General features: G+C 41.0%; 22 protein-coding genes, 2 tRNA genes and 1 riboswitch. Of the genes, 12 read left to right on the top strand and 12 right to left on the bottom strand.

Annotation, left to right across the window (positions count from 1 at the left end):
• Positions 1–10: 10 nt before the first annotated feature.
• The 3 genes from B9Y69_RS09445 to B9Y69_RS09435 all read right to left on the bottom strand — a co-directional run bounded on the left by B9Y69_RS09445 (position 11) and on the right by B9Y69_RS09435 (position 2,778).
• Positions 11–1,354 (bottom strand): TolC family protein, encoded by a 1,344-nt coding sequence (locus tag B9Y69_RS09445; RefSeq protein WP_085472701.1) that lies wholly within the window; start codon positions 1,352–1,354, stop codon positions 11–13.
• Between the two features lie 21 nt (positions 1,355–1,375).
• The gene (locus B9Y69_RS09440; protein ID WP_085472700.1) at positions 1,376–1,981 is read right to left on the bottom strand and encodes a TetR/AcrR family transcriptional regulator; all 606 of its coding nucleotides are present in this window, start codon (positions 1,979–1,981) and stop codon (positions 1,376–1,378) included.
• Positions 1,982–2,115: 134 nt separating this feature from the next.
• A complete protein-coding gene (locus tag B9Y69_RS09435; RefSeq protein ID WP_085472699.1) occupies positions 2,116–2,778 on the bottom strand; it encodes an NUDIX hydrolase in 663 nt (220 codons plus the stop codon).
• 137 nt (positions 2,779–2,915) lie between these two features.
• Between B9Y69_RS09435 and pfkA the strand changes: the two genes are divergently transcribed.
• From pfkA to gap, 3 genes are read left to right on the top strand one after another with little or no spacing between them, the layout of a single operon-like run.
• The gene (pfkA, locus tag B9Y69_RS09430; RefSeq protein WP_085472698.1) at positions 2,916–3,911 is read left to right on the top strand and encodes a 6-phosphofructokinase; all 996 of its coding nucleotides are present in this window, start codon (positions 2,916–2,918) and stop codon (positions 3,909–3,911) included.
• Positions 3,912–3,921: 10 nt separating this feature from the next.
• Entirely contained in the window at positions 3,922–4,770 is an 849-nt protein-coding gene (locus tag B9Y69_RS09425; RefSeq protein ID WP_085472697.1) for a hypothetical protein, read from the top strand.
• A gap of 4 nt (positions 4,771–4,774) precedes the next feature.
• Entirely contained in the window at positions 4,775–5,770 is a 996-nt protein-coding gene (gap, locus tag B9Y69_RS09420) for a type I glyceraldehyde-3-phosphate dehydrogenase (RefSeq protein ID WP_085472696.1), read from the top strand.
• Between the two features lie 41 nt (positions 5,771–5,811).
• On the opposite strand, the gene mnmA is transcribed toward gap, so the two are convergent.
• Entirely contained in the window at positions 5,812–6,903 is a 1,092-nt protein-coding gene (mnmA, locus tag B9Y69_RS09415; RefSeq protein WP_085472695.1) for a tRNA 2-thiouridine(34) synthase MnmA, read from the bottom strand.
• A gap of 185 nt (positions 6,904–7,088) precedes the next feature.
• Between mnmA and B9Y69_RS09410 the strand changes: the two genes are divergently transcribed.
• The 5 genes from B9Y69_RS09410 (at position 7,089) to B9Y69_RS09390 (ending at position 11,386) form a co-directional block, all read left to right on the top strand.
• A tRNA-Phe gene (locus B9Y69_RS09410) sits at positions 7,089–7,161 on the top strand.
• Between the two features lie 40 nt (positions 7,162–7,201).
• A tRNA-Phe gene (locus B9Y69_RS09405) sits at positions 7,202–7,277 on the top strand.
• 150 nt (positions 7,278–7,427) lie between these two features.
• A riboswitch (SAM riboswitch) is annotated at positions 7,428–7,541 on the top strand.
• 241 nt (positions 7,542–7,782) lie between these two features.
• Positions 7,783–9,093 (top strand): O-acetylhomoserine aminocarboxypropyltransferase/cysteine synthase family protein, encoded by a 1,311-nt coding sequence (locus tag B9Y69_RS09400; RefSeq protein ID WP_085472694.1) that lies wholly within the window; start codon positions 7,783–7,785, stop codon positions 9,091–9,093.
• Between the two features lie 43 nt (positions 9,094–9,136).
• On the top strand, positions 9,137–10,195 hold the full coding sequence (locus B9Y69_RS09395) for a homoserine O-acetyltransferase family protein (RefSeq protein ID WP_085472693.1): 1,059 nt from the start codon (positions 9,137–9,139) through the stop codon (positions 10,193–10,195).
• Positions 10,196–10,204: 9 nt separating this feature from the next.
• Positions 10,205–11,386, top strand: coding sequence for a homoserine dehydrogenase (locus tag B9Y69_RS09390; RefSeq protein ID WP_085472692.1), 1,182 nt, complete (start codon positions 10,205–10,207; stop codon positions 11,384–11,386).
• A gap of 311 nt (positions 11,387–11,697) precedes the next feature.
• Here the strand turns inward: B9Y69_RS09390 and ispE are convergent, their stop codons facing one another.
• On the bottom strand, positions 11,698–12,510 hold the full coding sequence (gene ispE / locus B9Y69_RS09385; protein WP_085472691.1) for a 4-(cytidine 5'-diphospho)-2-C-methyl-D-erythritol kinase: 813 nt from the start codon (positions 12,508–12,510) through the stop codon (positions 11,698–11,700).
• 154 nt (positions 12,511–12,664) lie between these two features.
• On the opposite strand from ispE, the gene B9Y69_RS09380 reads away from it, so the two are divergent.
• The 3 genes from B9Y69_RS09380 to B9Y69_RS19285 all read left to right on the top strand — a co-directional run bounded on the left by B9Y69_RS09380 (position 12,665) and on the right by B9Y69_RS19285 (position 14,645).
• A complete protein-coding gene (locus tag B9Y69_RS09380; protein ID WP_085472690.1) occupies positions 12,665–13,786 on the top strand; it encodes a CofH family radical SAM protein in 1,122 nt (373 codons plus the stop codon).
• Between the two features lie 11 nt (positions 13,787–13,797).
• Positions 13,798–14,358: an SMC-Scp complex subunit ScpB gene (scpB, locus tag B9Y69_RS09375; RefSeq protein ID WP_085472689.1), complete on the top strand. Its 561-nt coding sequence runs from the start codon at positions 13,798–13,800 to the stop codon at positions 14,356–14,358.
• A gap of 131 nt (positions 14,359–14,489) precedes the next feature.
• Complete coding sequence (locus B9Y69_RS19285; RefSeq protein WP_166785158.1) at positions 14,490–14,645, top strand: hypothetical protein; 156 nt, start codon at positions 14,490–14,492, stop codon at positions 14,643–14,645.
• Positions 14,646–14,758: 113 nt separating this feature from the next.
• Here B9Y69_RS19285 and B9Y69_RS09370 read toward each other — a convergent pair whose 3' ends face one another.
• The 6 genes from B9Y69_RS09370 to B9Y69_RS09345 form a co-directional block, all read right to left on the bottom strand.
• On the bottom strand, positions 14,759–15,091 hold the full coding sequence (locus tag B9Y69_RS09370; RefSeq protein ID WP_085472688.1) for a helix-turn-helix domain-containing protein: 333 nt from the start codon (positions 15,089–15,091) through the stop codon (positions 14,759–14,761).
• Between the two features lie 67 nt (positions 15,092–15,158).
• Positions 15,159–16,529, bottom strand: a complete 1,371-nt coding sequence (locus B9Y69_RS09365; protein WP_085472687.1) for a Mur ligase domain-containing protein — start codon at positions 16,527–16,529, stop codon at positions 15,159–15,161.
• A gap of 1 nt (position 16,530) precedes the next feature.
• A complete protein-coding gene (gene prmA, locus B9Y69_RS09360) occupies positions 16,531–17,373 on the bottom strand; it encodes a 50S ribosomal protein L11 methyltransferase (RefSeq protein ID WP_085472686.1) in 843 nt (280 codons plus the stop codon).
• Complete coding sequence (tpiA, locus tag B9Y69_RS09355) at positions 17,373–18,137, bottom strand: triose-phosphate isomerase (protein WP_085472685.1); 765 nt, start codon at positions 18,135–18,137, stop codon at positions 17,373–17,375. Before tpiA ends, prmA begins: the two co-directional genes overlap by 1 nt.
• 8 nt (positions 18,138–18,145) lie before the next feature.
• The gene (locus B9Y69_RS09350) at positions 18,146–19,351 is read right to left on the bottom strand and encodes a putative sugar nucleotidyl transferase (protein WP_085472684.1); all 1,206 of its coding nucleotides are present in this window, start codon (positions 19,349–19,351) and stop codon (positions 18,146–18,148) included.
• A gap of 84 nt (positions 19,352–19,435) precedes the next feature.
• Positions 19,436–19,684, bottom strand: coding sequence for a type B 50S ribosomal protein L31 (locus tag B9Y69_RS09345; protein WP_085472683.1), 249 nt, complete (start codon positions 19,682–19,684; stop codon positions 19,436–19,438).
• Between the two features lie 298 nt (positions 19,685–19,982).
• On the opposite strand from B9Y69_RS09345, the gene lysS reads away from it, so the two are divergent.
• Positions 19,983–21,689, top strand: a complete 1,707-nt coding sequence (gene lysS, locus B9Y69_RS09340) for a lysine--tRNA ligase (RefSeq protein ID WP_085472682.1) — start codon at positions 19,983–19,985, stop codon at positions 21,687–21,689.
• Positions 21,690–21,731: 42 nt separating this feature from the next.
• Here lysS and B9Y69_RS09335 read toward each other — a convergent pair whose 3' ends face one another.
• Positions 21,732–22,760 carry a quinone-dependent dihydroorotate dehydrogenase gene (locus tag B9Y69_RS09335; RefSeq protein ID WP_085473032.1) on the bottom strand — a complete coding sequence of 343 codons (1,029 nt, stop codon included), beginning with the start codon at positions 22,758–22,760 and terminating at the stop codon, positions 21,732–21,734.
• Positions 22,761–22,775 lie beyond the last annotated feature (15 nt).

The following is a 22,775-nucleotide window of genomic DNA, read 5'->3' as shown; positions in this document are numbered from 1 at the left end:
GTTTATTCTCTTATTCGTTTACTAATGTTTTTAATTTTCCATTTGCTTTCACCAATTGAATTTCAGCAACTTTATAGTTTAGCAAGGACGTATTTAAGTTATTCTGGGAATCAGCATAAGCTTGCTCTGCATCAAGCAATTCAGTAAGTGTTGCTAATCCATTACGGTAGTTGTTCGAGGTATTATCGAGCACCTCTTTTGCCAACTGAACGTTTGCCTGATTGGTATTAACCGTCAACAAACTATTCTTCACTTGCGCTTTTGCATTCTCATTGCCTAAGCTAAGCGCCAATTTGGTATCCATCAAGTCAATCTCTGCTTTCTTGATATCCACATTCGCCTGTCTCACCTTAGAACGTGTTTTAAAACCATTAAATACCGGAAATGCTAAATTCAAGCCCACAGAGCTAAAGTTAGCCCAGTTAACAGAAGGGTGATTATTGAAGATCGGAAACTGTGCTCCAAACCCGGTATACCCGTAGTTAGCAGTAAGTGATAATGTTGGATAGTAAGCTGATTTTTCAGCTTTCATATTCAGATCCAACAACTCCAACTGTTTTTCCAAGACCTTAACTTCCGTACGGTTACTCACATCAGCCACTTCATGAAGCACTTCGGCATCGATCTTAAAGGTCTCCTTCGGCATTTCGATCGGTTTCGTAATGTCCATCCCCAAAGCAAACTTCAACGCATTTTCCTTCAGCTCCAGGCCATTGATCAATTGTTGTTTTTGCGCTTTCAGGTTATTGATATTTACGACGATACGATCTAGGTCGATCTTTTTCGCCAAACCTGCCTGAAATAAACCTTCAATAATTTTCTGATTCTTTGAAGCGTTATCGATATTGGTTTGTACCGTTTGCAAATTCAGCTGCGATGTATACACATCATAATAGGCATTAGCAACCTTTTCAATCAATTGTTCTTCCGTCAATTGATCGTTTATAATATAAAACTCGCGCGTTGTATTCGCGGCTTTAAGTCCGGTAAATACGGTCTGGTTGAACAATTGCTGATTCAAAGAAAGTGTCGGTGTCGACTGCCAACGTTGCCCCATGGTTACCAAAACGGTTTCTCCCGGTTTCCCCATCAAGGCACCATCCAACGCAACCTGCTGAATAATCGGGTTGTACGTTACTCCGGCACTGAGGTTAACCTGAGGCAATGCTCCAGAGCGAACCTCGTCAATCTTATTCTGCGCATTGATGACATCCAACTTGGATTTTTTTGCATCCGCTTTATTTTCCAATGCAAATTTAATGGCCTGTTGCAAGGTCAGCAACTCTTGTGCTTGTACTCGGCTTAGCTGAAGCACAAGTCCAATGGCTAAAACACTTAGATATTTCAATTTCATCGGTTCGAAAATTATCTGCTTTTATTGTGTGATGTTAAGTTTATTACTAAAAATAAGGCTTACTGCCGCCTTCTGGCTTACTAAGATTTCGTCTACTTTAGTCGGGTTTGGCATACCTGAAATGATATCCGTAATACTACGTATCAAACCAAGGCCACGCACAATCTCACAAAAAGAGGCTGCCGCCTGTTGAATATTTGCAAGCTGTAACTCACCATATTCGACAGCTTTTGTAAACAATTTGTTTACCACAGCAATATCTTTGAGCAGGAGCTCTACTAAAATATTTGCTACCCCCTCACCCTTAACCCATTCCATACTTTCATTGAGGTGCAACACGTAGTACTCTTTCATATACTCCGCTCTTAAGTCCAACATTTCGTTGATCACCTTTAACAGATCCCCGTCATACCCATCGACCAATTCTTCTTCCTTTGCAGAAATAGAACCAGCGATACACTCCAGTACATCGATGATCAAGGCATTCTTATCTGGGTAATAATAATACAGATTAGCCTTTGTGATGTTCAAGTCCACAGCAATTTCATTCATCGTGGTTTTTTGAAAACCAAAATGGGCGAAACGCTTCAGTGCTGCTCGAACAATTTGTTCCTTTTTGCTATCCATTTTTACTTTAAACTTTTTGACTTTTTTCTAAAAACGTTCAAAAATATAAAAACAAAATGGTTTACGCACAAAGAATCAAGCGCAAATTGTAATTTTAACGTAATTTAAGCAATAAAAGCAGGCTATTAGCTACATTACTCTACACCAAAAGACTTCTGAAATTTTCTTTTATCGAATTTGTAAAGACGAGCTGCCCGGTAGGAAACTCCTTTTTGAACCTCGGGAAGTTCTTTTAAAAAACCAAGATTGGCTATCTTTTTTCTAAAATTCCGCTTATCCAGCTCCTTATTTAGAATAGACTCATACACTTGTTGCAGTTGGGTCAGCGTAAATTTCTCCGGCAATAACTCGTACACCGCAGTAGAATAATTAACCGTAGATTTTAACTTCTGCAAACTCTTATCTATAATTTCCTTATGGTCAAAAGCCAATTCTGGAAGCTCTTTAACCGGAAACCATTTTGCTTGTCGCATATAGTCAGTAACAGGTTTAATCTGTGACTTCACATCATCATAGCGCACAATAGTAGAATATGCAACCGTTAGAATACGTCCTTGTGGATGACGCTTTACACCTGCAAATGCCCCAAGCTGCTCCATAAAGACATCTTTCAGTCCAGTAAGTTCATAAGAAATACGTTTCACAGCATCCTCCATCTCTTCCAGATTCCCGACAAAAAATCCGGGCAAAGCCCACCAATCTTTGTATGGATACTCATTACGCTCCGTGAGCAATACCTGTAAATCCCCCTCAAAAAAACTATAAACTACGCAGTCGATGGTAAAATGTGTCTGCAAAACAATCTCAAATTTAAGTTAGTATTACCTACCTGTTAACTAGTAACAAAACTACCTTAATTATATTACTAAAACCTAAAAAAAACAAAAAAAATTTAATAGTGTAAGAAATACACACTATATTCGTAAAACCTAAAATGAGCAATCGAGTGAAAGAAATCAATAGAATTGGCGTTTTTACTTCTGGCGGGGATGCCCCGGGCATGAACGCGGCCATTCGCGCAGCGGTAAGAACAGCTTTGTATAACGGAAAAAAGGTGACCGGTATCTATCACGGTTACCAAGGGATGATTGAAGATAGCATGTTTGACATGACCAGTCGATCGGTTAGTTCCATCATTCAAAAAGGTGGTACGGTTTTAAAAACAGCAAGATGTCTGGAATTTAGAACCGAAGAAGGAAGAGCAAAAGCATATGAGAATATAAGAAAAGCAGGTATTGATGCGTTAGTAGCTATTGGTGGTGATGGAACATTTACGGGAGCAGAGATTTTCTCCCGGGAGTATGATATACCTGTTGTCTGTATTCCGGGCACGATCGATAACGATCTAAACGGAACAGATTTGACTATCGGTTACGATACAGCAAATAATACAGTGATTGATGCAATCGATAAAATACGAGATACAGCGGCTTCGCACAACCGTCTTTTCTTTATCGAAGTAATGGGGCGTGACTCTGGATGTATCGCGCTGAATGCCGGTGTAGCGGGAGGTGCGGAAGCTATTTTACTTCCGGAGAAAGATACCGCTATAGATGAGCTTATTGAGATGTTGGAGCACGCTGCAGACCGCAATAAGTCATCCATGATTGTTATTGTTGCCGAAGGGGACAAAAACGGTGGAGCGAGCAATGTGGCCAAAAGGGTGAACGAAAAATTCGATTACTATGATACAAAAGTTAGTATATTAGGACACCTGCAACGTGGCGGCTCACCAAGTAGCGCCGATCGTGTACTGGCTACGCGCATGGGATACACCGCTGTAAACGAACTCCTTAAAGGGAACAATCGGGTAACAATCGGAATCCGTGGTTCGAATATGGTGACCACCCCACTGGAAGAAGCATTGAGTAAAAAAGAATTGAAGCTTAATGAAGACCTAGTGGAAATTGCAAAAATTATGGCTTTTTAGTATAATAAATATGATTGTTGTTGTTTTTAGTGGTTCTCGATACGCCGATTGGCGTATTGCCGACAAAAATAGAGTGCTTCATGGCTTTCGCACATCGGGTATAAATTCGTATATCCAGGACGAAAGGTACATCCTGCAACTCTTAAACAAAAGCAATCACTTGATCAACAATGCGGAAAAAATTCGCAAAATATATTTCTTTGGTGCTGGCGCATCCTCGCCGGAGCGTCAAGAGAAAATAGAACGTGTCTTTAAACAATTTTTCAAAAATGCACGTGTAAAGGCAAGTCATGACGTATTGGCTTCGGCCATATCGACATTCGGCGATGAAAAGGGTATTGTGGGGATTATTGGTAGTGGATCAAATGCCGCATACTACAATGGAAAAAAAATTATTCCTAATAACTACGGGCTAGGGTATATTTTAGCGGATGAAGGATCGACAAATTGGTTAGGACGACGGTTACTGAAAGACTTCTTGACCGAAGCCATGCCCTTCGGTATCCGGGAGAAACTGCTTCAAAAATACAACCTCGATCGCCGTATGATCTTAGATCGCGTGTACTACAACCCCAACCCAAATCTTTTCTTGACCAGCTTTGCCGATTTTATATTTGAGAACAAAGACGATAGTTATATCAGTCAACACATAAAAAAGGGATTGGAAATTTATGTAAAGACCTATCTCCTCCCCTTGTCAGAAAACTATCCCGATGCACAATTTAACTTCACAGGGTCTGTCGCAAATAATTATGCAGATTGGCTCAAAGAAATTTGTCGGGAACAGGGGCTGCAGATTGGTTCTATTATAAAAGAGCCTGTTCAAAACCTCGTAAAGTATTACATTAACAAAAACTAATAAAATGAAAATTGGAATTAACGGATTTGGCCGTATTGGCCGTTTAGCATTTAGAGCTGCCATCAACCGCAGTGATATTGAAGTAGTAGGTATCAATGACTTAGTAGAGCCAGATTACCTAGCTTACATGCTTAAATATGATTCTACACACGGTCGTTTCGACGGTACGGTAGAAGTTAAGGACGGTAACCTTATTGTAAACGGAAAAACAATCCGTGTTACAGCGGAGAAAGATCCTGCAGACTTAAAATGGAATGAAGTAGGTGCTGAAGTAATTATTGAATCTACTGGTTTCTTCCTTACACAAGAGACAGCACAAAAACACATCGACGCTGGAGCGAAGAAAGTTGTTATGTCTGCCCCTGCGAAAGATGATACCCCAACATTTGTAATGGGTGTTAACCACAAAGATCTAAAAGCAGAGTACACAATCGTTTCTAACGCTTCATGTACAACAAACTGTTTAGCTCCTATCGCTAAGGTATTGAATGATAAATTCGGAATTATCGAAGGTTTGATGACTACCATCCACGCGGTTACAGCAACACAAAAAACAGTTGATGGTCCTTCAGCGAAAGACTGGAGAGGTGGTCGTGGCGCATACCAAAATATCATCCCTTCATCCACAGGTGCAGCTAAAGCTGTAGGTCTTGTACTTCCTGAATTGAAAGGTAAGCTAACAGGTATGTCGATGCGTGTTCCTACGGCTGACGTTTCTGTTGTAGATTTAACAGTACGCTTAGAAAAAGGTGCTTCGTATGAAGACATCAAAAAAGCGATGAAAGAAGCTTCTGAAGGCGAATTAAAAGGAATTTTAGGTTACACAGAAGATGAGGTTGTTTCTACAGACTTCTTAGGTGATGCACGCACATCAATTTTCGATGCTAAAGCTGGTATCTCGTTGAACGATAACTTCGTGAAAGTAGTATCATGGTACGATAACGAATGGGGTTATTCGAACAAGATCATCGATCTAGCACAAGAGATTGGTAAATTATAATATCACATAAAAAAAGCGGCAATCTAGATTGCCGCTTTTTTTTACTTCATTAAGAACCCGCCTCCAAGGAGATCGTTTCCTTCATAGAATACAGCCGACTGCCCTGGGGCAATCCCTTTTACATTGTGCGTAAAATCCACCTGCATAATATTGCCTTGTTGCGTCAAAATAGACTGCGCACCAGCATCTTTATATCTGATTTTTGTAATCGCTTCCATCGGCTCTTCTAAGGAGGCATATTTAACAAGATTGATATCCCGAACGAAAGCCTGTGATTTTTCGAGCTCATGCTCCTCGCCCAACACGACCGAGTTGCTCTCTGGAAGGATTTCGATTACAAACATTGGTTTTCCCAATGCAATACCTAGCCCTTTACGTTGTCCGATCGTGAAGTAAGGGTAACCAATATGCTTACCAACTACGGTTCCATCAGACAAGATAAAATTTCCTGGACCAATTTCCTCATCAAGGGACGGACGTTTGTGTCTTAAAAAGGCTCTATAGTCGTTTTCCGGCACAAAACATATCTCATAGCTTTCTGACTTCTGTGCCAATTCCGCCTGCCCCATATCCAATGCCATTTGGCGAATTTCCTTTTTGGTGAAATTCCCTAATGGAAATTGCGTGCGCGCGAGATTCTCTTGTGAAACACCCCACAACACATAAGACTGGTCTTTATTTTCATCTCTTCCTTTAGAGATGACGTATCGGCCGTTATCGTGCATCCGGATATTCGCATAGTGCCCCGTCGCGATAAATTCGCAATCGAGCTTATCCGCACGCTTCATCAATGCAGACCATTTGATATGCGTGTTGCACAAGACGCATGGATTTGGTGTGCGTCCGGCAATATACTCGTCGACGAAGTTATCGATCACATAATCGCCAAACTCATCTCTGATATCTAATATATAATGTGGGAAACCATAACCTACGGCTAAAGAGCGGGCATCATTGATACTATCCAGGCTACAGCATCCCGTTTCCTTGGACGATCCGCCTGCCGACGCATAATCCCAAGTTTTCATCGTGATACCGATCACCTCGTACCCTTGTTCATGTAACATCACAGCAGCGACAGAACTATCAACCCCACCACTCATTGCCACTAAAACTCTACCTCTTTTACTCATATTATTTTTGTGAAGTGCAAAGATAGCCTAATTTGAGTAATTGGTATGTTTATTTGATGTAATTTTATCTCAATAAGAATCAAGAGGTTGAAATAAACCTCGAAAATAATTGTCTCAAAAATTTTAGAATTCAAAAAAAGAACCTACATTTGCAACACAATAAAGGAAAACAATTATTGTAAAAAGGTGCCATAGCTCAGTCGGTAGAGCAAAGGACTGAAAATCCTTGTGTCGCTGGTTCGAATCCAGCTGGCACCACCCAAAACCTGCTTAGCACAGGTTCAAAACAAAGCTAAAAGGTGCCATAGCTCAGTCGGTAGAGCAAAGGACTGAAAATCCTTGTGTCGCTGGTTCGAATCCAGCTGGCACCACCAGAAAAGCCCGTCTCCATTACGAGATGGGCTTTTTCTTTTTTTAACCTATTTCAAAAAAACACTTTTTTCTTTTGCATATGTTTCAAAAAAACATATATTTGCGGAGTACTTCGTTAGTGGTACACTAATCAACACCTTTTATCAGGTCTTGATTTATAAAGAAGTGGCGAGAGACTGGCTCTATGACCCACTGGCAACCTTCAATAGAAGTTGAAAAGGTGCCAATTCCTGTCCAAAGCAATATCGCTTTGGAGCATATAAATGAAATAAGACAATGATAGCGATCAAACAAATTTCAGCAAATACGTCCTTATTGTATCCGACCGGAACAACAACATGTTGTACGATGTCTTCGGCTATGCGAATGCGCTAGTCGTTCGTGATAATGGATAAATTGTAACCCAACCTCTTTTTACATTCCTTATCATTCGTATAGAACGACCACTCCTTCATCCCTTAGGTTGGCTTTAACACGTATTTTACAAAATTCAAAAACAACACCATTATGTCAACAGATAATAAAAACCTAAAATTCGAAACATTACAAGTTCACGCTGGCCAAGAAGTAGACCCTACAACTGGATCCCGTGCATTACCGATATATCAAACATCATCTTACGCGTTTGAAAATGCCGAGCATGGCGCTAATCTTTTTGCGCTAAAGCAGTTCGGAAACATCTACACCCGTATCATGAACCCGACGACGGATGTATTCGAAAAACGTATAGCCGCCCTTGAAGGCGGTGTGGCGGCTGTAGCTGTTGCTTCCGGACAAGCCGCACAATTTATTGCAATCAACAATATCGTCGAAAGTGGCGAGAACTTCGTTGCCGGATCGAACCTTTATGGCGGAACATACAATCAATTCAAGGTAGCCTTCAAACGCATAGGCATCGAAGCGCGTTTTGCATTAGATAGCACGGTCGAAAATATCGAAGCACTTATTGACGATAAGACAAAAGCAATCTACTTGGAGACGATCGGTAACCCGAGCTACAACATTCCTGATTTCGAAAAAATTGCTGCTTTAGCAAAGAAACATGACCTGCCTATCATCGTAGATAACACATTCGGTGCCGGTGGCTATCTTTTCAAACCGTTGGAACATGGCGCTCATGTTGTTGTAGAATCGGCAACAAAATGGATCGGTGGACATGGTACGAGTATCGGTGGTGTAATTATCGACGGCGGAACATACAACTGGGGAAATGGTAAATACAAACAATTCTCTGAACCATCAGAAGGCTACCATGGCTTAGTATTCTCCGATGTGTTTGGCATCAACGGACCTTTCGGGAATATTCAGTTTGCTATTCGCGCACGTGTAGAAGGCTTACGTGACTTTGGTCCTGCCCTATCACCGTTCAACTCCTTCTTGCTGGTACAAGGCTTAGAAACCTTATCCTTGCGTGTACAGAGACACGTGGACAATGCGCTGGAGATTGCTCAATGGCTAGAAGCACATCCACAGGTAGAAAAAGTAAGCTACCCTGGTTTGAAAAGCCATCCATACCACCAAAATGCACAGAAATATCTGAAGAACGGATATGGAGCTGTACTGTCCTTCACGATTAAAGGTGGCGCACAAAAAGCTAATGATTTCATCGACGCCCTAGAGCTAATCAGTCATGTGGCCAATGTAGGGGATGCGAAAACATTGATTATCCACCCATCGGCGACGACACACCAACAGCTATCGGCAGAAGCACAAAAAGCCGCAGGTGTGTATCCTGGTTTGCTGCGTTTATCTGTAGGTATTGAGCATATCGATGATATCAAAGCCGATCTGCAACAAGCATTTGATAAACTAAAATAAGAAAACTACAATTTACAGTAAAGGGGAAAGATTAAGGTAAAGAATGAGTTTAAAATATTATAAATCGGAGACAGCCTTCCAATTCGAAAATGGCGCCACGATTGATGAGCTAACAGTAGCTTATCATACCTATGGCACCTTAAACGAGAAGAAAGACAATGTGGTATGGGTATGCCATGCCCTAACCGCAAACTCCGATGTATTCGATTGGTGGCCGGGATTGTTTGGTGAAAATGAGTTGTTCAATCCACATGATTATTTTATTGTTTGCGCCAACGTGTTGGGTTCGCACTACGGTACGACAAACCCATTGAGCATAAACAAGCAAACGGGAAATCCATATTTTTTAGATTTCCCACAGTTTACAATCCGTGACATCGTAGCGGTAAATCAGCGATTAGCCGATTATCTTGGGATTCAACAGATTGAAATATTGATTGGTGGATCTCTGGGCGGACAGCAAGCACTGGAATGGGTTGCCGCAAAAACAATTGCTGTAAATCAACTCATTGTAATCGGCACCAGCGCACAATCGTCGCCTTGGGGCATTGCCTTCAATGAAAGTCAACGGCTTTCTATTGCAGCTGATCCAACCTTCTTTAGTAACACCGTAGATGGAGGGGTGAACGGTTTAAAAGCCGCACGTAGTATAGCGCTCCTCTCCTATCGGAACTACCAGACTTATACCAAAACCCAAGAAGAAACAGACGCAGAGAAATCAGATAGCTATAAAGCATCTTCGTACCAACAATACCAAGGCGATAAACTGGTGAAGCGCTTCAACGCGTATAGTTATTGGTACCTGACCAAAGCAATGGATAGCCATCACTTGGGTAGAAACAGAGATTCTGTTGCCAAAACGCTCCAGTCTTTTACCCCAAAGACACTTGTTGTTGGTATACCGACAGACGTATTGTTTCCGTCATCAGAGCAGGAATTTATTGCAAACAATATCCCTGGAGCAGCCTACTATGAACTTAATTCGTTCTATGGCCATGATGGTTTTCTTATTGAAACCAAGACACTCACTGAAGTGATTGGACAATTTCTTCAGCGTACACCGAAAACAACTAATGAATCAATAAAAGAACAATATAACTAGACCTTTAAAATGAGTAAAAAAATAATCATCGGGATGTTCGGTTTTGGTGTCGTAGGACAAGGACTGTATGATATAATTAAGACAAAAAAATTAAACCTCGAAATAAAACGCTTCGTCATCAAAAATGCAGATAAGAAAAGAAGTCTCCCTGCAGAGTTATTTACGACAGAAGCTGATGTTATCCTGAATGACCCAGAGATCAACACCGTTGTCGAGTTGATCGACGATGCCGAAGCAGCTTTCGAGATCACGAAGCGTGCTTTAAGTTCGGGTAAGAATGTGGTCTCCGCAAATAAGAAAATGATTGCTTGTCACCTCGAGGAATTGGCGGCTATACAACAAGAACATGGCACCTCTCTGCTCTATGAAGGCGCCGTATGTGGTAGTATTCCAATTATTCGTAACCTGGAAGAATATTACGACAATGAGCTCTTGCATTCCGTAAGTGGTATATTTAACGGTTCCTCAAACTATATTTTATCGAAAATATTTAATGAGAACCAAAGCTACGAGGGAGCGCTAAAAAAGGCACAAGAGCTAGGTTTTGCAGAGACCGACCCCATTTTAGATGTCGGAGGTTATGATCCAAAATACAAGTTAGCTATTGTAGCATCACACGCCTACGGTATTTATGTAGATCCGGAAAAAATCTTAAATCTTGGTATCGACAAGCTTGGCACACAAGATATTCGCTTCGCAAAAGAAAAGAACTTCAAAATCAAGCTTATTCCTTTAGCGAAAGAAATCGACAACAATCGTGTAGTGTTATATGTGCTTCCGAAATTTATAAGCGCAGACAACCTGCTGTACAATGTTGAGAACGAAAACAATGGTGTGGTTGTGAAAGCAGCCTTTGCCGATGAACAATTCTTCTTTGGTAAGGGGGCTGGTGGCCACCCGACTGGATCAGCGGTATTATCAGATATCACGGCCCTCCGTTACGGCTACAGATACGAGTATAAGAAACACCTCGATGCAACGCAGATACAATACAGCACAGATTACGTGTTGCGTGTTTATTTACGTTACACGGACGAGGCAACACTGGAGAATATTAAGTTCAATAATATCTCCGAACGTTATTATAGCGAAGACTTCAAGTATGTTATTGGGGAGATAAACCTCCAAGAGATCATTGAAAAACGAGACCTGATTAATCAACCTGGAAACTTTATCGCTGAATTAGTTTAACACATGGTTATTGGTTTGTAGGAACCTTTGATCGTTCGACATGCCTACGGCAGTCAGACAGGCTCAGGATGACAACGTTAGTTTCATTCTGAGCCTTTTTCGGTCATATAGACCCATTGAAACATGTAAAGAATGAACGTCTCTCTTAAACAACGAATAAATCCTTCAACAGACCGGCCTACTGCAGGCAAGCTCAAGATAACAAAGGCACCTCACTTAACTACTAGACACAAGATTTAGCTACGCTGAGCCCTTCGGGGTTTGTGGCCCTATAAAAAACTACCAACTACGATCAACTATCTACCAACTACCTACAACGTCACCGGATAATAAATCGTTCCCAAGGGAGCTAGTTCATCAATATTACACTTCTCATCAAAAATCGCGAAAACTGCGGATCCAGAGCCCGACATTGAAACATAGACCGCTCCCAGTGCATAGAGTGCCAACTTCAGTTCCCGAACAGATGGATATTGCGCAAACACAGACTCTTCAAAATCATTCTTGATATGATACTTCCACTCTTGAACCGGTAATCGAACCAACTGCCGTAAATTGCGTTCTGGTTTGCGTGGCTGAACATGCCGATACGCCTCTGCCGTTGGGATACTAACGGGAGGTTTAACCAAAACCATATAATACGCCGAAAGGTCCAATGCAATATCCTCCAGCTCCGTCCCGATACCTTCCGCATATGCTGGCACATCACGAATAAAAAAAGGACAGTCAGCGCCTAAGGTTGCAGCTAAAGATTCCAATTCAATCTCCGGAATCTCCAAACCATACCTTTTATTTAGCATATTCAACAACGTAGAAGCGTCCGAAGAGCCCCCGCCTAAGCCTGCTCCAAATGGGATTTGCTTATGTAGATGAATATGTTGGTTTGGAATATCAAACCGTGATTGAAGTAATCGAAAAGCCTTTAGGCACAAATTGTCCGCATCGACAGCTAAATCTAAACCCGTAATCTCGAGCGTAGTTTCTCCATTTTCCTTTTCCGATATTTCGATAATATCATACAGGGAAAAAGGATAGAATACCGTTTCCAAATTATGGTAACCATCTTTTCTCTTCTCCGTAATATCGAGACCGATGTTTATTTTAGCGTGTGCATACGAAATCATATACAATAATAGGCAACTTCCCGAATACTTGGAAGCATCCTAAAAAACATTGCCCCCTCCGTACCATCCGCCCTCCTATTCCGTGAACAAAAGATGGTGTCAGCGATACGATTAAAATTGCAATTAAAAGCAATTTTATCTAAGTTTGCTTACCATGAATGTAGATGAATTATTAGCGCGCGCGCTCAAATTTGAGTTCTTGAGCAAAGAGGAAGGCATCCACTTATATCACCATGCTGCAACCGCAGATTTGACATATGTAGCCAACACTTTACGCAAGATCCAAGTACCACACGGCAAGGTAACTTGGCAGATAGATCGGAATGTAAACACGACCAATGTGTGCATTGCGAACTGTAAATTCTGCAACTTCTTCCGTCGACCGGGGCACGAAGACAGCTACATCACAGATATAGAAACCTACAAACAAAAGATCGAAGAGACTTTTAAGTACGGTGGTGATCAGCTTTTGTTACAAGGGGGACACCATCCTGATCTAGGTTTAGCATTTTATGCTACCATTTTCAAACAGCTCAAAGAGCTTTACCCAGCGCTAAAATTACACGCGTTAGGCCCCCCCGAAATTGCGCATATTGCCAAACTTGAAGGCATGTCGCATTTAGAGGTACTAACCGCACTAAAGGAATCCGGACTGGACTCACTACCTGGAGCTGGAGCAGAAATTCTAAACGACCGTGTACGTCGTTTGATCTCCAAAGGAAAATGTGGCGGACAAGAGTGGTTAGATGTGATGCGTGCAGCACACAAGATTAACTTACCAACTTCAGCTACGATGATGTTTGGTCATATCGAGACTATCGAGGAACGTTTCGAACACTTGGTTTGGATTCGCGACGTGCAAGCCGAAAAACCAGCGGATAACCATGGATTCATCGCCTTTATCCCTTGGCCATTCCAAGATGACGGAACCCTTCTAAAACGTTTACGTGGCATTACGAACAATGTAACGAGTGAAGAATATATCCGCATGATAGCTTTAAGTCGTATTATGCTCCCTAATATTAAAAATATCCAAGCGTCCTGGTTAACCGTCGGTAAACGTACGGCGCAGTTGTGCTTGCAAGCCGGTGCAAATGATTTTGGTTCGATCATGATCGAAGAAAATGTTGTTTCCGCCGCTGGAGCGCCACATCGCTTTACCTCGAGATCGATACAGGAAGCAATCTTAGAAGCAGGCTTCGAGCCTCAGCTGCGTACACAGAAGTACGATTTCCGAGAGTTGCCGCAAATGGAAGAACAAGTCATTAACTACTAGTATCTTAAGCGTTGAACGACATATTACTACATATCGAAGCGATTATCTTTGCAAGTGAGGAAGGTATTTCAGCGAATGATATTCGACAGATTTTGCACGATGCATTAGCGGTTGATGTAACCAACCAAGAGGTTGTAGAACTCATGAAAAAAATCTTTGAGAAGTACAACCGCGAAGACCAAGTCTTCAGCTTAAAAATTATCGGTAAACAATACCAGTTTTTAACGAAAGACATCTACCACGAAACAGTCAACCAGTTACAGGCACATAAAGACAAAAAGAAATTAAGCCAATCCGGCCTAGAGACCTTATCGATTATTGCCTACCGACAGCCGATCACGAAGTTGGAGATTGAACAAATTCGAGGTGTTAATTGTGACTATTCTATCCAACGATTGCTCGAAAAGAAACTAATCCAGATTACAGGAAAAGCGGAGACAATCGGGAAGCCATTACTCTATGCTACGAGTGATCAATTCATGAATCATTTCGGTATAAAATCAACGAAAGATCTTCCGCAGCTAAAAGATATTATAGCAGAAGAAAATACGATTGGAGAAATTACGGAATAGCACCGCACCATCATAACCCATTGAATTACAAGGATAAAAAAAACAAAAAAAATTTCAAGTTCAAATATTCTTGATTATTTTTACCCCTAGTAAGAAACAGCATATTAATCATTTTTTAACAAGTAAAGGCTATGGCGCAAGAGGCAGTACAAGAAGTTCTTATTGATGAAACAATCAATTTTAACGGTCCGGAAGATGATGCAGATGATGTCTATGATGATGATTTCGAAATTGAAGAAATTGACTCAATCGGAGAGTTTGAGGATTTTGATGATGACGATTTCTAGTCGATTACCAATAATCTACCTATTGAGAATAGACACCAGAAAGAAATTAATGTAAAGCGAAAGAGGCAGAATGTTCATTCTGCCTCTTTTTTCATTACCGCTCGACTCAATTCTTATTTACTTCGGTGTAATTGCTCGTACAAGTCAATTACTTTTTTCTGTAAATCGATTACTTCAACTTCTCTCAATTGAAGTTTTTTACTCAAATTATCAATTTCGTCTTGAATTTGTTTCTCTTCTTCAGAGTCTGAAGTGGACAATAGCTGCACAAGAGTCAAGCCAAATAGTTTAGAGATTTGATTCAAACGAGACAAGTTTACATCGGTAATACCTGTTTCGATTTTTGAGAATGCTGGAATAGAAATGTCTAGCCTTTTGGCCACATCTTCTTGACTCCAACCTTTCTGATGCCTTAATAAGCGGATTTTTTTTCCTAATGCGTTCATGGGTAAATTTTACTTTATTCCAAAAGTAAGAAAAAAAACCATAAGGTAAAAAATTAAAATTAAGAAATCAAAAATTTTTAAAGAATTTATCGGAGAAACTGACGATATTCATCGTGTTATGTTTAGGCGAAACCATAAACAAAAGATTGAAACCTAACGATTTAAAAGACTCCAAATAACCCTCTAACGCATTCAAATCAGTCAAAAAAACAAAATTCTTGTGGTTAAAAACTTGTTTTATATCGCTTTCAAGCGTGTTTAGCAAAATGTTTTTATCTTTAATTGAATCCTTATTAACTAAAACAACAGCATGATCCGATTCGTCCATAGAGGATGCGTATTGGTCAAGAAAGTTTTCATTTAGCACATCATATGGATTAAGCTCCATGATTGTAACTAATCCTTGACCGGGGAACTGTTCCTTCACCGCATGGATACTTGTACGTAGTTTATAAGGTGAAAAAAGAAAGTCTTGATACACGACACTACCGTTCACACTCGCCACAAACTCCAAATATCGAATGGAGCTTTGGAAGCTTACAATAGCCTTATAGAAATCGGTACGCTTCACGCCCAACCATTCACAGACCGTGTAAGCCCCTGCAATATTAGAGAGGTTCAGCTTACCAAAAACTTGCAAAGGGATACGTTCTTCTCCATTATGCAAATACGTAACGCCTTTGTTAATGGAATATTCGGGCATTTTATAACCATGTCGATTAATCTTACAGTCCAATGTTTGCTCCACAATATCACGTAATATCGCACTATCTTTATTGTAAATCAAGGTCCCTTTGGGCACAATGGTAGAAATAAAACTATCAAACAACGATAAATAATCTTCTTTTGAAATGTTAGTTCTTGTTTCGTTCCAATCGATACCACTAATGAGTGCAATATTCGGATGGAAAAGGTGAAATTTAGAACGATGATCGATGGCCGATGCATAATATTCATCGCCCTCGATCAAAATAATTTTATTATGTGCGGTCAACTTCACCAAAGAATCAAATCCCTCCAATTGCGCGCCTACCAGGTAGTCAAAATCACGGTCTAAAGCTTTCAACACGTGCATAACCATGCTCATGATGGTCGTTTTACCGTAGGTACCAGCAATTACCACACGTGTTTTGTTGGCACTTAACTCATGTATAAACTCTGGAAAAGAGTAAATTTTTATTCCTAGCTCCTGTGCCGCCTTGAGCTCTGGATTATTTTCCTCCGCGTGCATACCTAGGATCACCGCGTCGATATCTTCGGTAATCTTATCCGAAAACCACCCCAATTGAGCGGGTAAAAGACCTGCTTTTAGCAATCGAGATCGCGATGGTTCAACGATTTGGTCGTCGGATCCTGTTACCTGATGCCCTTGCTCAGCTAAAGAAATAGCTAAATTATGCATCACAGCACCTCCTATGGCAATAAAATGAATGCGCATCTTAACTGTTCTTTACAAATTTTGCCGAACACCAACTATCCAGCACTTTTTTACTTTCGAAAGAAAAGCCATATTGCTGTGCCTTTTCGCTCAAAATAGAGAGATCCTCTCCATCGTAGAAACCACTGATATACAATTGTCCGTTTTCTCCTAAACAAAGACTATACTGTTCCAATTGGTCAAGTAAAATGTTCCTGTTTATATTCGCTAAAATTATATCAAACTTCGATCCTTCTATCACTTCTTTCGACCCTAATTTTGTTGTTATCGTATTGATATTGTTAAGCCCTTTGTTTTCTTCCACACTAGCTACACAAATATCATCGTAGTCGACTGCCAAAACATGATCTGCACCGCGCTTAATCGCTAAAATAGCTAAGATTCCGGTGCCGCAGCCCATATCTAAAACAGCTGTACCCGTGAATTGGTTTTCTAAAATATAAGAAAGCATCATAGACGTTGTTTGGTGATGCCCCGTACCAAATGACATTTTGGGATCGATAACGATCTCGTAAGCCATATCCGGACGTGGCTCATGGAATGTCGCACGCACATAACAACGATTATCGACCACAATAGGATTAAAATTACTTTCCCATAGTTTATTCCAATTTTGATCGTCCAGATCCGCGACGGTATACTGCACATCAAAACCTTCACTATGGTGTAACAAAGTGGTCTCTAGCGCTTGTAAATCATAGTTTGCGGTCGGAATATAGGCAGCAAAACCACCTGCAACATCTTCAAATGTATCATAACCGATATCCCCCAACGCATCGATCAACAAATCTTTTTGCCAATCCTCAATAGAAGGGGTGATAAAAGTCACCGATGAATATCTCATTACTTGGAATTAAAAACCTTTACAATCTCAAGGAAATCACGTGATTTCAAAGAAGCACCACCAATCAATCCGCCATCAATATCTGTTTGCGAGAACAACTCATTCGCATTACTTGGATTACAGCTACCGCCGTAAAGGATTGTTGTATTCTCAGCAATCTCCTGTCCGTATTTCTCCACTAAAGTTTGGCGGATAAATGCATGTACATCTTGTGCTTGTGCGGGTGTAGCGGTCAAGCCTGTACCAATCGCCCAAACTGGCTCATATGCTAAAACAACTGCTTGAAAAGCATCAGCCGATAAATGGAACAACCCCTGTTCTAATTGTGTTTTTATAACAGCAAAAAACTCACCGCTTTCACGCTCTTCTTTTGTTTCACCAATACAAAAAATAGGTTTCAAACCGTGCGCTAGTGCTGCATCAACTTTCTCCGCTAAAAGAGCATCTGTTTCACCAAAATACGCTCTGCGTTCAGAGTGACCTAAAATAACATACGACGCACCTACTGATTTAACCTGACTTGCCGAAATCTCTCCGGTATAAGCGCCCGATGCTGCTTGATGGATATTCTGTGCCCCAACAGCGACTTTCGCTGTGGACAACTTAGCCAAGCTAGAAAGGTGAATCGCAGGGCTGCATACAACAACCTCTTGATTACCCACAACCTCATCCTTAACCATATTAACAATTTCCGAGAACAGGCTCAATCCTTGTTCATAGTCCAAATTCATCTTCCAGTTTCCTGCAACAATGTTTTTACGCATAATATTTTTTATTTTCTCTGTTTAATAAATTCTTCGTTTCTATTTTTCGTCCGCACAAAAACCTCCCACAAAATTTTTAATGTTGTTTCATCGGCCGCATCGCCACGCACAATCATCCGGTGTGCCAACATTTCTTCAAATTTAACCCAATCATAGCCTTCACTCTTATAGTCTGTTAACCACAAAAAATCTGGCACAAATTTCGGAATAATATTTGAAATTGCGAGCTGTGCTCCTGTACCAATTACACATCCTGTTGTAAGCGTAGAATTGATCCCGCACATCGCATAATCTCCCATAAAGAGACCGACCTTCCGCTGTCCCGTATCCCGATAAGCACTGTTCTTATAATCAAACAAAGAAACGGTTTTCCAGTTGTTTTGCATATTCGAATTACCTGTGCCTCCACCGAGATTACACCCCTCTCCGAGAACCGCACAACCGAGATAACCATCATGTCCTTTTGCCGAATTCCCCCATAACACCGTATTGTTTACCTCACCACCAATAACCGAACCCGGTCCGATCGTTACATTCGGGTACAACTTCGTCCCCATCTTAACCCGAGCGGATTTACCAATCGCAATTGGTCCACGAAGGTGACTCCCCTCCTCGATCTTAGCCCCGTCTTCGATAAGAATAGGCCCCGTCGTTGTATTGAAGGTACAACACTCCGCTTCGACCCCCTCTCCAATAAAGAGATCCGTACCCAGCACCACGTTGGTTCCCGACAAGCCGGCGGATTGTTTACCATCGGTCAACAAGTTATAATCAAACACGATTTGTGCAGCATTCAAAAGAAAGATATCCTCTGGAAAAGCAACCACATCAACGATGTCCTCGTACTGGACCAACTTAAGATGCTTCAGCTGATGTCCGTCATTCCAGGATTGTGTATGATAGGCAATCCACAAGTCATCTTTTACAAGCAATGTTCCAACAGGTAATGAGCGTAACACCTCGATTAGAGCGACGGACGGACAAATATTCCCGCGAATAACCAAGAATGATGACGTTGCATCATAATCTGGTGCTTTAAATTTATCTTGAAGATAGGTTTCGGTATGGTAGAAAACAGGTTTATCAAAAATAAGGCACCACTTTTCCTGCAAGGTCAGTGCGCCAACCCGTAAATTGCCTACAGGTCGGGTATAGGACAATGGCAATAAATGATCCCGCCATGTTGCGCGATCGTGTAAAACAACTTCCATCATAGCAAAGATAAAAGTACATAAAAAAATCCCGATAAGGCGAACTCATCGGGATAATCTCGTGTTAATCTATAACCGTTATACGGATTACTTTTTGTTGTAACGGCTACGGAATTTATCGATACGTCCTGCTGTATCAACCAATTTCATTTTACCTGTATAGAATGGGTGTGAAGTGTGAGAGATCTCTAATTTCACTAATGGATATTCATTACCATCTTCCCATGTAATAGTCTCCTTAGTATCTACACATGATTTAGTTACGAAAGAATATTCGTTAGACATATCTTTGAAAACAACTAATCTGTAGTTCGATGGATGCAAATCTTTTTTCATTTTATCTTTATGATTACTATATATTCAAATATTCAACAATTGAGGTGCAAAGATAATTTTTATTTTCAAAAAAAACAAAAGAATATTATTCACACAGACATCATTTCGATGTAGTGCCCTCTATCGTACGTGCAAAGGTACGTTTTCCAATGGAATCCTGAAAGTTTTTTCCTATTTTTGCCTCCTTAACAACCGGGACAAACGACTCCTCCACTTCCTGTTAGCCATACATAAAGTGTGCTTCGCGATCGGCTCCCGATTTTTGTCTTTAATTAATATACATTTATTTATAGAAACCATGAGTACGGTACTTTCTGAACAGGAACAACAACGCAGATTAAATCTTCAAGCGATTATAGACCTGGGTATTAACCCATTCCCTGCTGACGAATTCAAGGTAAACGTTTCTGCCGCTGATATTTTAGAACACTACGAACGCGATAAGCTTAACTATAAGAACATTCGCTTTGCGGGACGTATTATGGGTCGCCGCGTGATGGGTAGCGCCTCTTTTATGGAGCTGCAAGATTCGAGCGGACGTATACAGGCGTATGTAAAGCGCGATGATATCTGCCCTGGTGAAGACAAGACTTTGTACAATACGGTTTTCAAAAAATTACTTGATATTGGTGATATTGTTGGCGTTGAGGGCTATGTCTTTACAACACAAACGGGAGAAATCTCTATTCACGTAGAGAAACTTACCTTATTGACAAAGTCGCTCCGTCCGCTACCTGTGGTAAAAGAAGCAGAAGGAAAGACATTCGACGCTTTCACTGATCCGGAGCAGCGTTATCGTATGCGTTATGTTGATTTGATCGTAAATCCACAAAACAGAGACATCTTTGTTAAAAGAACCAAGCTCTTCAATGCGATGCGTGATTTCTTCAACAGTGCGGGATACATGGAAGTAGAAACGCCTATCCTGCAATCCATACCGGGTGGCGCTGCAGCGCGCCCTTTCATCACGCATCACAATGCATTGGACATTCCTTTGTACCTACGTATTGCCAATGAACTTTACTTGAAACGACTGATTGTTGGTGGTTTTGATGGAGTATATGAGTTCTCGAAAAACTTCCGTAACGAAGGAATGGACCGCACACACAACCCCGAATTTACGGCAATGGAAATCTATGTGGCCTATAAAGACTACAACTGGATGATGGAATTTACCGAACGTTTGTTGGAACATTGTGCGGTTGCCGTAAACGGAACAACAAAAGCAACATTTAACGAGCACCACATTGATTTCAAAGCACCATTTAAACGCGTAACCATGGCGCAATCGATCATCGATTTCACGGGCTTTGATATTATTGGAAAATCGGAAGATGAGATTCGTGAAGCAGCAAAAGGAATGGGCATCGCTGTTAATGACACGATGGGTAAAGGTAAACTGATCGATGAAATCTTTGGTGCGAAATGTGAAGGAAACTACATTCAGCCAACCTTTATCACGGACTATCCTATCGAGATGTCTCCATTAACGAAAAAGCACCGCAATAACCCAGAATTGACAGAGCGTTTTGAACTGATGGTATGTGGTAAAGAAATTGCCAATGCATACTCAGAGCTTAATGACCCGATCGATCAACGCGAACGCTTTGAACATCAATTGCAACTATCTGAAAAGGGAGATGACGAAGCCATGTTCATTGATCAAGATTTCCTACGTGCCTTAGAGTACGGTATGCCACCTACATCAGGCTTAGGCATTGGTATGGATCGCTTGATTATGTTCTTAACGAACAACCCATCCATCCAAGAAGTATTGTTCTTCCCACAAATGCGCCCAGAGAAAAAAGAGGTGGTGATCGAACTTACCGAAGAAGAAAAAGCAGTGCTTGCACTATTAGGCGACGAACCAAAATCACTTGGTGAAGTAAAGGAAGCAACGGCCTTAAGCGGTAAAAAATGGGATATCGCAACTAAAGGTTTACGACAAAAAGAATTGATCGATATTATTACCGAAGGGGATAATAAAATGATCGTTAAAAAATAAACACATAAAAAAAGGAGGATTTTTAATCCTCCTTTTTTTATGTTATTTACTCAATAAGCCTTTACATATCTTACTAATCAAAGCAGGCCCTTCATAGATAAAGCCCGTATAGATTTGAATCAATGAAGCGCCGGCGTCCAATTTCTCCAATGCATCTTCCGCACTATGAATGCCACCTACGCCAATAATCGGAAAAGCACCGTTAGATTTTGTTGCCAAATAACGAATTACTTCGGTAGAACGTTTCGTTAGCGGCTTACCACTCACCCCTCCCATCTCTTGCACAATAGCTGGATCACTTTGTAAACCCTCCCGCACAATAGTTGTATTTGTAGCAATAACGCCGGCAATTTTTGTATTCATTACAATTTCAACGATATCATCCAGTTGCGAATCGGTTAAGTCGGGCGCTATCTTTAATAAAATAGGCTTTGGGTTGGCTTTCTTAAGATTCAGTTCCTGTAACGTATTCAACAATTTCGTTAGAGGTTCCTTTTCCTGCAAATCCCGCAGTCCCGGAGTATTCGGAGAGCTCACATTAACGACAAAATAGTCTACATAATCAAATAAAGCGTTAAAACAATAGATATAATCGCTTACAGCTTCTTCATTCGGCGTGACTTTATTTTTACCAATATTTCCGCCGATAATAAGCCCCTCTTTATTTTTCAAGTTTTTTAATCGTGCTGCAGCCACATCTGCCCCTTGATTATTGAACCCCATACGATTGATCAATGCCTCATCATGCACCAATCTAAACATCCGAGGCTTATCGTTTCCAGGTTGTGGACGCGGGGTTACCGTACCGATCTCAATAAAACCGAAACCAAGCTTCGCCATATCATCGATATACTCGGCGTTTTTATCAAAACCCGCAGCCAAGCCTACCGGATTTTTAAACTTTAATCCAAAAACCTCACGCTCAAGCCGTTTATCCTCCACGGTATACAACGCTTTGAGGAGAGCTTGTGCCCCCCATATCTTATTGAACCGACGTAAACCACCAGTAACGTTATGGTGAGCCGTCTCGGGACTCATACTAAAGAATAAAGGTTTGACTATTTTGTACATAAACGCAAAGGTAGC

Origin of the sequence: Sphingobacterium psychroaquaticum, assembly GCF_900177625.1 — a bacterium.
Taxonomy (GTDB): Bacteria; Bacteroidota; Bacteroidia; order Sphingobacteriales; family Sphingobacteriaceae; genus Sphingobacterium; species Sphingobacterium psychroaquaticum.
This window is presented reverse-complemented; position numbering and strand designations above follow the sequence as displayed.